The 9956-nt window shown below is 62.3% G+C and carries 8 protein-coding genes; 7 read left to right on the top strand and 1 reads right to left on the bottom strand.

Annotation, left to right across the window (positions count from 1 at the left end; genetic code table 11):
- The 7 genes from acs to RAH32_RS20855 all read left to right on the top strand — a co-directional run.
- On the top strand, positions 1–1362 hold a 1362-nt coding region (gene acs / locus RAH32_RS20885), incomplete at its 5' end, for an acetate--CoA ligase (RefSeq protein ID WP_306610328.1).
- A gap of 182 nt (positions 1363–1544) precedes the next feature.
- On the top strand, positions 1545–1847 hold the full coding sequence (locus RAH32_RS20880) for a DUF485 domain-containing protein (protein ID WP_103174596.1): 303 nt from the start codon (positions 1545–1547) through the stop codon (positions 1845–1847).
- 4 nt (positions 1848–1851) lie between these two features.
- On the top strand, positions 1852–3564 hold the full coding sequence (locus RAH32_RS20875; RefSeq protein ID WP_373429747.1) for a cation acetate symporter: 1713 nt from the start codon (positions 1852–1854) through the stop codon (positions 3562–3564).
- A gap of 61 nt (positions 3565–3625) precedes the next feature.
- Entirely contained in the window at positions 3626–5437 is a 1812-nt protein-coding gene (locus tag RAH32_RS20870; RefSeq protein WP_306610326.1) for a DUF294 nucleotidyltransferase-like domain-containing protein, read from the top strand.
- 7 nt (positions 5438–5444) lie between these two features.
- Complete coding sequence (locus RAH32_RS20865; protein WP_306610325.1) at positions 5445–5639, top strand: hypothetical protein; 195 nt, start codon at positions 5445–5447, stop codon at positions 5637–5639.
- The gene (locus RAH32_RS20860) at positions 5639–6010 is read left to right on the top strand and encodes a response regulator transcription factor (protein WP_306610324.1); all 372 of its coding nucleotides are present in this window, start codon (positions 5639–5641) and stop codon (positions 6008–6010) included. The genes RAH32_RS20865 and RAH32_RS20860 overlap by 1 nt, the downstream gene beginning before the upstream one ends.
- Entirely contained in the window at positions 6004–7992 is a 1989-nt protein-coding gene (locus RAH32_RS20855) for a 3'-5' exonuclease (RefSeq protein WP_306610323.1), read from the top strand. The genes RAH32_RS20860 and RAH32_RS20855 overlap by 7 nt, the downstream gene beginning before the upstream one ends.
- A 112-nt stretch (positions 7993–8104) precedes the next feature.
- On the opposite strand, the gene RAH32_RS20850 is transcribed toward RAH32_RS20855, so the two are convergent.
- Positions 8105–9956: aminotransferase class I/II-fold pyridoxal phosphate-dependent enzyme (locus RAH32_RS20850; RefSeq protein WP_306610322.1), on the bottom strand; the 1852-nt coding region annotated here is incomplete at its 5' end.

Below are 9956 nucleotides of genomic sequence, written 5' to 3'. Positions count from 1 at the left end.
AACCTGAAATCGAACACCGACGCCGCCCTGCTGCATTGTTCCGACCGGGTGCGCTGCCTGGTGGTCAAGCATACCGGCGACCAGACCACTTGGATCGACGGCCGCGACGTGGACGTCAAGGCGCTGATGGAGACCGCAAGTCCCGACTGCCCGCCGCGTCCCATGGGGGCCGAGGATCCGTTGTTCATCCTTTACACCTCGGGGTCCACCGGCAAGCCCAAGGGGGTCGTGCATACGACCGGCGGCTATCTGGTCTATGCCGCGATGACGCACCAGTACACCTTCGACTACAAGGACGGCGATGTCTTCTGGTGCACGGCGGATGTCGGCTGGGTGACGGGTCACAGCTATATCGTTTATGGCCCGCTGGCCAATGGCGCGACCACGGTGATGTTCGAAGGCGTGCCGACCTATCCCGACGCGGGCCGTTTCTGGGAGGTCTGCGCCAAGCACAAGGTCACGCAATTCTATACCGCGCCGACCGCGATCCGGTCGCTGATGGCCAAGGGAACCGATCCGATCCAGGGTCACGACCTGTCGTCCTTGCGCATCCTGGGCAGCGTGGGCGAGCCGATCAACCCCGAGGCCTGGAACTGGTACAACGACAACATCGGCAAGGGCCGCTGCCCCATCGTCGATACCTGGTGGCAGACGGAAACCGGCGGGCACCTGATCACGCCCTTGCCCGGCGCCACGGAAACCAAGCCGGGTTCGGCCACGCTGCCCTTCTTCGGCATCAAGCCCGTGATCCTGGAAGCCGAATCCGCCAAGGTGGTCGAGGGCAACCCGGCCGAAGGCGTCTTGTGCATCGCTGACAGCTGGCCCGGCCAGATGCGCACCCTGTGGGGCGATCACCAGCGCTTCCAGGAGGCCTATTTCCAGCAATATCCCGGCTACTACTTCACCGGCGACGGCTGCCGCCGGGACGAGGACGGCTATTACTGGATCACCGGCCGCGTCGATGACGTCATCAACGTCAGCGGCCACCGCATGGGCACGGCCGAGGTCGAATCGGCCCTTGTCGCGCATGAGAAGGTCGCGGAGGCCGCCGTGGTCGGTTACCCGCATCCGCTGAAGGGGCAGGGCATCTATGCCTATGTCACGCTGATGAACGGCGTGCAGCCTTCTGACGAATTGCGCGGCGAGCTTGAGAAATGGGTCCGCACCGAGATCGGCCCCATCGCCAAGCCCGACGTGATCCAATGGGCGCCCGGCATGCCCAAGACCCGGTCCGGCAAGATCATGCGCCGCATCCTGCGCAAGATCGCCGAGAACGACTATGGCAGCCTGGGCGACATATCGACCCTGGCCGAACCCGAGGTGGTGGACGACCTGATCGCCAACCGGATGAACAAAGGGTGAGATAAGGGGGGCAAGCGCCCCTCATTTCCCAAGATCATCTCTGCGGGCGCCCCGTCCGCAGACCGGTCTCGGCTTATCCTGTCACAGGTCCGCCGGGGACCGCTTCCTACGCGCGCGCCGTTCGCTGGCCTTTTTGCGCACACGGACGGACCACTTGAAATGGCAATGGAGGTGCCAGACCCATGGAACAGACAGTGGCTGATCGGATTGCCGAGAGTCCGAGCTATCAGACCTTGAAGGCAAGGAGATCGCGTTTCGGCTGGATCCTGACCATCGCCATGCTGGTGGTCTATTACGGCTATATCCTGCTGATTGCCTTCAACAAGGAACTGCTGTCCGCCAGGATCGGCGATGGCGTGATGACCTGGGGGATCCCCATCGGTTTCGGTGTGATCATTTTCACCATCATCATCACGGCTGTCTATGTCCGGCGCGCGAACAGCGAATTCGACACGCTGACAGAGCAAATCAAGAGAGGGCGCTGACATGATGCGGAAACTTTCAGCCTTCTGCGCCTTGGCGCTGCTGATGCCGCCCGGCGCGGCGATGGCCGCCGACGTGATCCAGGGGGCGCAGAAGCAGCCCACGAACTGGACAGCGATCCTGATGTTTGCGGTCTTCGTGGCGGGCACGCTGTATATCACCAAATGGGCGGCGTCCAAGACCAAGTCGGCATCTGACTTCTACACGGCGGGCGGTGGCATCACGGGCTTCCAGAACGGCCTGGCCATCGCAGGCGATTACATGTCGGCGGCCTCGTTCCTGGGGATTTCGGCGGCGGTGATGACCTCGGGCTACGACGGGCTGATCTATTCGATCGGCTTTCTTGTCGGCTGGCCGATCCTGACCTTCCTGATGGCCGAGCGACTGCGCAACCTTGGCAAGTTCACCTTTGCCGACGTGGCAGCCTTCCGCTTTGCCCAAACGCCGGTGCGCGTCTTCGCCGCCTCGGGTACGCTTGTCGTGGTTGCCTTCTACCTGATCGCGCAGATGGTAGGCGCGGGGTCGCTCATCCAGCTTCTGTTCGGTCTGGACTACTGGATCGCCGTGGTCATCGTGGGCGTGCTGATGATGGTCTATGTGTTGTTCGGCGGCATGACCGCGACGACCTGGGTGCAGATCATCAAGGCTTGCCTGTTGCTGGGCGGCGCGTCGTTCATGTCCTTCATGGTGTTGTGGAGATACGGCTTCTCGCCCGAGGCGATGTTTGCCGATGCGGTGCGCGTCAAGACCGACTTGGCCGCCGCCGTGCCCGACACCACACCCGAAGCCGCTGCGGCTGCAGGCCAATCCATCATGGGACCCGGCACTTTCATCAAGGATCCGATCTCGGCCATCAGCTTTGGCATGGCGCTGATGTTCGGCACTGCGGGTCTGCCGCATATCCTGATGCGCTTCTTCACCGTGCCCAGTGCCAAGGAAGCGCGCAAGTCGGTGATGTGGGCGACCGGCTGGATCGGATACTTCTACCTGTTGACCTTCGTCATCGGCTTCGGGGCCATCACCTTCGTGCTGACCAATCCCGATTTCCTGGATGCCGAGGGCAAGCTGGTGGGCGGCAACAACATGGCCGCCGTGCATCTGGCGCAGGCCGTGGGTGGCAACATCTTCCTGGGCTTCATCTCGGCCGTGGCCTTCGCGACCATCCTGGCGGTCGTCGCGGGCCTGACGCTGTCGGGCGCCTCGGCGGTCAGCCATGACCTGTATTCCACGGTGTTCAAGAAAGGCCAGGCCGACAGCGCCTCGGAACTGCGCGTGTCGCGCATCACGACGCTGTGCCTGGGTGCCCTGGCCGTCATCCTGGGCATCGCCTTCCAGAACCAGAACATCGCATTCATGGTGTCGCTGGCCTTCGCGGTGGCCGCATCGGCCAACTTCCCGGTGCTGTTCATGTCGGTGCTTTGGAAGGATTGCACGACCTGGGGCGCGGTGATCGGCGGCTTCGTCGGGCTGGCGCTGTCGGTGGGTCTGACGGTGGTTTCGCCGTCGGTCTGGGAGACGACCCTGGGCAATCCGGTGGGTTCCGCACCCTTCCCCTATACCTCGCCGGCGCTGTTCTCGATGACGGCGTCCTTCCTTACGATCTGGGTCGTTTCCAAGCTGGAAAACAGCCGGCGTGCCCGAATCGACCGGGCCGGCTTCCTGGCGCAGCAGGTGCGTTCGGAAACCGGGATCGGCGCGGCGGAAGCCTCGGCCCATTGATGAGACTGCCGCGTCCCCGCACCGGGGGCGCGGCCTTCCCCATCCTGGATGGTATTGCCTGATGTCACGGATCGAAGACTTCCTCGCAACGGTCCACCCTTATGACAGCCTGCCGCAGGACGAACTGGCGCGTGTCGCCCGTTCCTTCGGCTGCAGGATCTGGCCTGCAGGCAGCGTGATCTATCGCCACGGGGACGCGATTCACGGGCTGTTTCTGATCGAAAGCGGAGCTGTCTGCATTTCCGACGCCACCGGCGACAGCGTGTCGGAACTGGGCCGCGGCAATTCCTTTGGCGAACGCGGGCTGCTGCGCGACGGCCGGGCAGTCACCACCGCGACGGCAACCGAAGATGCCAGAATCCTGATGCTGCCGCAGGCCGAACTGAGGCGACTGATCGGCAGCTATCCTTCGGTGGCGCGTTTCTTTGACCGGTCAGCCCAAGGAGGCCTTGCCTGGAACGATCTGGCTGTCTTGAAGGTCGGGGATCTGATGGCAGGGCGCGCCCCCCTGAGCTGTGCCCCCGAGACGCCGGTGGCCGAGGCCGCACGCGCCATGCGCGACGCCGGTGTCGGCAGCATCGCCGTGCTTGATGGGGAAAGGGTTGTCGGCCTTGTCACGATCCGCGACATGTCGAACCGCGTCCTCGCCGAAAGGCGCGATATCGACACCCCGATCGCGCAGGTGATGACACCCGATCCGATTACCTTGTCGGCTTCGGACCTGGGCTACGACGTGCTGAACGTCATGCTGGAACGCCGTGTCGGTCATCTGCCTGTGGTCGAAAACGGCCGCTTTGTCGGCATGGTCAGCCAGACCGATCTGACGCGCGTGCAGGCGCTGTCGGCCTCGGCCCTTATCCGCGACATCGCGCGGGCTTCCGATATCGACGACATGGCCCGGACGGCCAACCGGATTCCCGAATTGCTGGTGCAGATGGTCAATGGCAACTATCGCCACACGATTATCACGCGAATGATTTCCGACATCGCTGACGCCGTGACCCGGCGCCTGCTGGACATGGCAGGGGACAGACTGGGCGCTGCGCCCGGCCCCTGGCTATGGGCGGCTTGCGGCAGCCAGGGGCGGCAGGAGCAGACCGGCCTGTCGGACCAGGACAACTGCATGATCCTTGGCGACGGCTGCGATCCGGACGATCCGTGGTTCGCCAGGCTGGCGCGCTTCGTCAGCGACGGGCTGAACCAATGCGGCTATGCCTTCTGCCCGGGCGACATGATGGCCACCAATCCGCGATGGCGGCAGCCGCGTCCGGTCTGGCGCGGCTATTTCCGCGACTGGATAGACCATCCAAATCCCGAGGCGCAGATGCTCGCCTCGGTCATGTTCGACCTGCGGGCGATCGGTGGGGATGCCGCGCTTCTGGCAGGATTGCAGCACAACACGCTGGAAATGGCGGCAGACAAGCCGATCTTTCTTTACAACATGATCGGCAACGCGCTGAAGCACCGCCCCCCGCTGAGCCTGATGGGCGGCATCGCCACTCATCGCTCGGGAGAGCATCGCAACAAGATCGACATGAAGCATAATGGCGTTGTGCCGGTGATCGACCTCGCGCGCGTCCATGCACTGCAGGGGCGTCTGACCCCCGTCAATACCCGTGCCCGTCTCATCGAGGCACAGGCAGCGGGAATCATCTCGGGACCGGGTGCAGGAGATCTGATTGCGGCATACGACGTGATCCAGAACGCGCGGCTGGAAAACCAGGCTTCGCAGATCCGCGCCGGCGGAAGGCCCGACAATCACTTGGCTCCCGCTGCCTTGCCGAAGTTTGAGCGCAGCCATCTGCGCAATGCCTTCGTGGTGGTGCGAGGGATGCAATCGGAGCTTGGCCGCGAAAAAGGCATATTGGGATGAGGTCATCATGATCCCCGCCATTGATGGTCGTGCGGTCCGACGGATGTTTGATGACGCGCAGGTCCTGTCGATCGGCCAACACAATCAGCCTTGGCGACCTCGATTCAGTCTGGCCCCGGTCGACATCTGCTCTCCGCTCGGTAGCGCGCTGTCCGGCGCTTCAAACCCGGCTTGGTTCATCCTCTGTGAAAGAGAAGGCTGATGGCAGACATTCTTGTGGTCGAGGACGAAGACAATATCGCAATCGCGCTGGATTTTCTGCTATCCCGCGACGGCCACAGCCACAGGCGCATTGCCACCGGCTCGGGCGCGGTCAACGAGATCCGTGCCAGCCGTCCCGATGTGGTTCTTCTGGACGTAATGCTGCCCGATGTCTCGGGCTATCAGATCGTACAGGACGTGCGTGCCGATCCGGCGCTCAAGGATGTGCGGGTGCTGATGATGACCGCGCGCGGTTCGGCGGCTGAACGGCGCAAGGGGCTTGCGCTTGGCGCGGACGGCTTCATCGCCAAGCCGTTCGAACTTTCGGAATTGCGCGAGGAACTGGCGCGCCTCCTGGCAGGGCCATGCTGACCAAACTGTCCCTGCGGCTGCGCGTCTTCCTCATTTTCGCCGGGCTTGCGGGCGGTGTGCTGGGCTTGCTGACCGTGGGCCTATGGGTTTCTGGGCAAAGCTTGTCGACCAGAGAAGTTGATACTGAGGCGATTTTGGACGGCCTGGCATCGGTGGCCTTGATCGTGGGGATGGGGGCCGTTGCGATTATCGCTGGTGTCTGGTTCCTGTTCGACCGCAATGTGGTACGCCCGATTGAACTTCTGGCGGGTGGCCTGCGCACCGGCCAGATACATGAGGTCCCCGAAGCCCCCTATCTGGCCGATCTCGGCCCTGCTGCAAAAGATGCGGCCGAGGCGCGGGCGCGGTCAACTGATGCGCTGTCCAAAGCCATGGCGGAACATAACGCTGTCGTGCAGCGCGAGAAAGAAACGCTGGAGTCCATCCTTGCCGACATTGGGGCCGGCGCGGTGATGACCAACAAGGCCGGACGGATTGTCTTCTACAACGCCTCGGCCTCGCGGCTATTCCCTGGCATCGGGTTGGATCGTCCCTTTGAGCGCTATATCGCCGGCGGTGCACTGGAATCTGCATCGGCGCGGCTGGCAGCGGGGGCGGCCTCGACCGATCTGACCTGCCTGACATCGGGCGGGCAGCGGCTGTGGGGCCGGATGCGGGCAATCGATGAAGGCACGTTGTTGATGCTTCGCGACCGCCCCGCACAGCGCCCCGCGCCCTACGAGGCATTGGAGCAGTTGCGCCGCCACGCCGCGACGCTGGTTCCAATGCTAGATGCGCTCGGCGGCCCGATCCCCCCCGCGCTTGCCCTGTCGATCCGATCCGAAGGACAGGGATTGGCCAATTCGGTGCGTGAACTGAGCAACAAGATGACCGGCGATGCCCCGCAGGGTCGGACAAGCCTAAGTGAGCTCGCAGCAGGACTGGAACTGTTGCCTGACCAGCCCCGCTTCGCTGTGCTTGCCGATACACCGGGGATGAATGGGTTGCTGCGCCATCTGGACCGCAATTTGCGGGCAGCGGGTATCACGCCTTGCATGACTGCCGAAGCAGAGAATGGCGAGGCTTGGTTGTCGCTTGTCTGGCCCGGTTCACCGATACCCATGGACAGGTTGGAAGCTTGGCTGTCCGAGCCACCCGATCCGATGCAGCCCGAACTGACAGGCCATCAAATCCTGGCGGCGCATGTCACCGGCATCTGGTCCGAGGCGCGGAATGGAGAGGCCAGGCTGATGCTGCCGCTGCCTCTTGCCGCCGAAGGCGAAGAGGTGGCGGGACTGACCTATGATTTTTCTCTGTCGGAGGGTAGCAAGGTCTCGACGCGGTTGTCCGATCTGACATGTGTGGTCTTTGACACCGAAACGACCGGGCTGGACATCGCATCCGACCGTATTGTGCAGATCGCCGGGCTGCGCCTTGCACGTGGCCGGCTCACGGGTGAGCGGTTCGAGACACTTGTCAATCCTGGCCGACCCATCCCTTCTGGCTCGACCAAGATCCATGGCATCACGGATGAAATGGTCGCTGATGCCCCAGACATGACGACCGCGCTTGCTGCCTTTCACCACTTTGTCGAGGACGCTGTCTTGGTCGCCCATAATGCGCCCTTCGATATGGGGATGCTGCGGCGCGCATCGCTTGAGACCAGGGTGCATTTTGACAACAGGGTGGTGGACACGATCCTGCTGTCGGCCCTAGTCTGGGGTCAGTCGGCCCCGCATTCTCTTGACATGCTTGCAATGCGACTGGGCATTGTCATTCCGCTCGAGGAACGCCACACCGCCATAGGGGATGCCCGCGCAACGGCAGAAGCCTACCTGCGGCTAATTGCGGCTCTGAAAGCCAAAGGTTTGGAACGCCTCGAGGATGTTCTCGCGGAAGCCCGCCGCCATCGCCGCCTCATCGAGGATGTCAATGACCCAGCAGTGACCGCAGAAATGCCCAAGGACGGCGACCCTGCTAGGTCCTGCTCTGGGAAGGGCTGATCGGGCCTACTCGGCATGATGCCCATTGGCCAACTGCAGACCAACTATCGGCGCGCCCCCACCTGGCGTCGTTTAGAAGGGCGGAAAGGGTCAGGGTGCATAGCTTTTGCTATCATGAGGCAACACAATCTGCATAATAACAGACCGTCCCTTCCGAATTGGTTTCCATAACCAGACCATGGATGTCGGTTTCGAAGCCGGGGCATTCGCGCGCGAATTCACGGTTGAAGCGCAAGTAGTCCACGATCTTGGCATTGAACGTCTCGCCGGGGATCAAGAGCGGGATCCCGGGCGGATAAGGGGTCACGAGGCTGGTCGTGATCCGTCCTTGCAGGTCGTCGATTGCCACTCGCTGCGTCTTGTGCCGCGCAATGTGCGAGAACGCCTCGGACGGCGTCATTGCCGGATGATGGTCCGACAGATAGATTTCCGTCGACAAACGCGCCACATCGTATTTCGCATAGAGCGCGTGAACGTGCTGGCTGAGATCGCGCAGACCCATGCCATCGTAGCGCGGATGCTTGGCGCAGAATTCCGGCATCACGCGCCACAAGGGCTGGTTGCGGTCGTAATCATCCTTGAACTGCTGAAGGGCCGCGACCAGCGTGTTCCAACGCCCCTTCGTGATGCCGATGGTGAACAGGATGAAGAAGCTGTAGAGACCTGTCTTCTCAACCACGACGCCATGCTCGGCTAGGTATTTCGATACGATCGAGGCCGGAATGCCGGTGGTATCGAAGCGCCCTTCGATGTCCAGGCCGGGGGTAATGATGGTCGCCTTGATCGGGTCCAGCATGTTGAAGCCCGGCGCCATGTCGCCAAATCCGTGCCAGCTCTCTTCACCGTCGCGTTGCACGCCTTCGCTGTCGGTGCGACGCAGCACCCAATCTTTGGTACGGCCAATGCCTTCTTCCTCGAGCGCTTCCGGTCCCCAGACCTCGAACCACCAGTCGTCCTCGCCAAATTCGGTATCGACCTTGCGCATGGCCCGGCGGAAATCCAGGGCTTCCAGGATCGACTCCTCGACAAGCGCGGTGCCGCCCGGCGGTTCCATCATTGCGGCGGCCACGTCGCAGCTCGCGATGATCGAATACTGCGGACTGGTCGACGTGTGCATCAGGTAGGATTCATTGAAGAGGTGCCGATCCAGTTTCGTTTCTTCAGAATCCTGAACCAGGACGTGGCTGGCCTGGCTTATCCCTGCCAGGAGCTTGTGGATCGACTGCGTCGCATAGGTCACGGCGTGCTTGGTGCGGTCGCGCTTACGACCCATGGCATGATAGGTGCCGTAGAAAGGATGGAATGCCGCATGCGGGATCCAAGCTTCATCGAAATGCAGGTTCTCGACATAGCCATCAAGCATCCGCTTGATCTCCTCGGTATTGTAGAGGACGCCATCGTAGGTCGATTGCGTGAGCGTCATCATGCGAGGCATGACGGCATCGGCATCGACACCCTCAAGCAAGGGGTTCGCACGGATCTTGGCGCGGATGGAGTCGGGTTCGAATTCGGCATGGGCGATGGGGCCGATGATGCCCCAATGGTTGCGGGTAGGCCGCAGAAAGACAGGGATCGCCCCGGTCATGATGATCGCGTGCAAGATGGACTTGTGGCAGTTGCGGTCCACCACGACAACATCGCCGGGTGCGACCGTATGATGCCAGACCATCTTGTTCGAAGTCGAGGTGCCGTTGGTCACGAAGAAGCAGTGGTCCGCATTGAAGATCCGCGCGGCGTTGCGTTCGGATGCGCCAATGGCGCCGTTGTGGTCCAGAAGCTGGCCCAGTTCCTCAACCGCGTTGCAGACGTCGGCCCGCAGCATGTTCTCACCATAGAACTGGTGATACATTTGTCCGATGGGAGATTTTAGGAAGGCCACACCGCCTGAATGGCCCGGACAGTGCCACGAATAGGAACCGTCCTCGGCATAATCCAAAAGCGCCTTGAAGAAGGGCGGCTGAATG

The organism is Paracoccus yibinensis (assembly GCF_030846195.1).
Classification (GTDB): Bacteria; Pseudomonadota; Alphaproteobacteria; order Rhodobacterales; family Rhodobacteraceae; genus Paracoccus; species Paracoccus yibinensis.
This window is presented reverse-complemented; position numbering and strand designations above follow the sequence as displayed.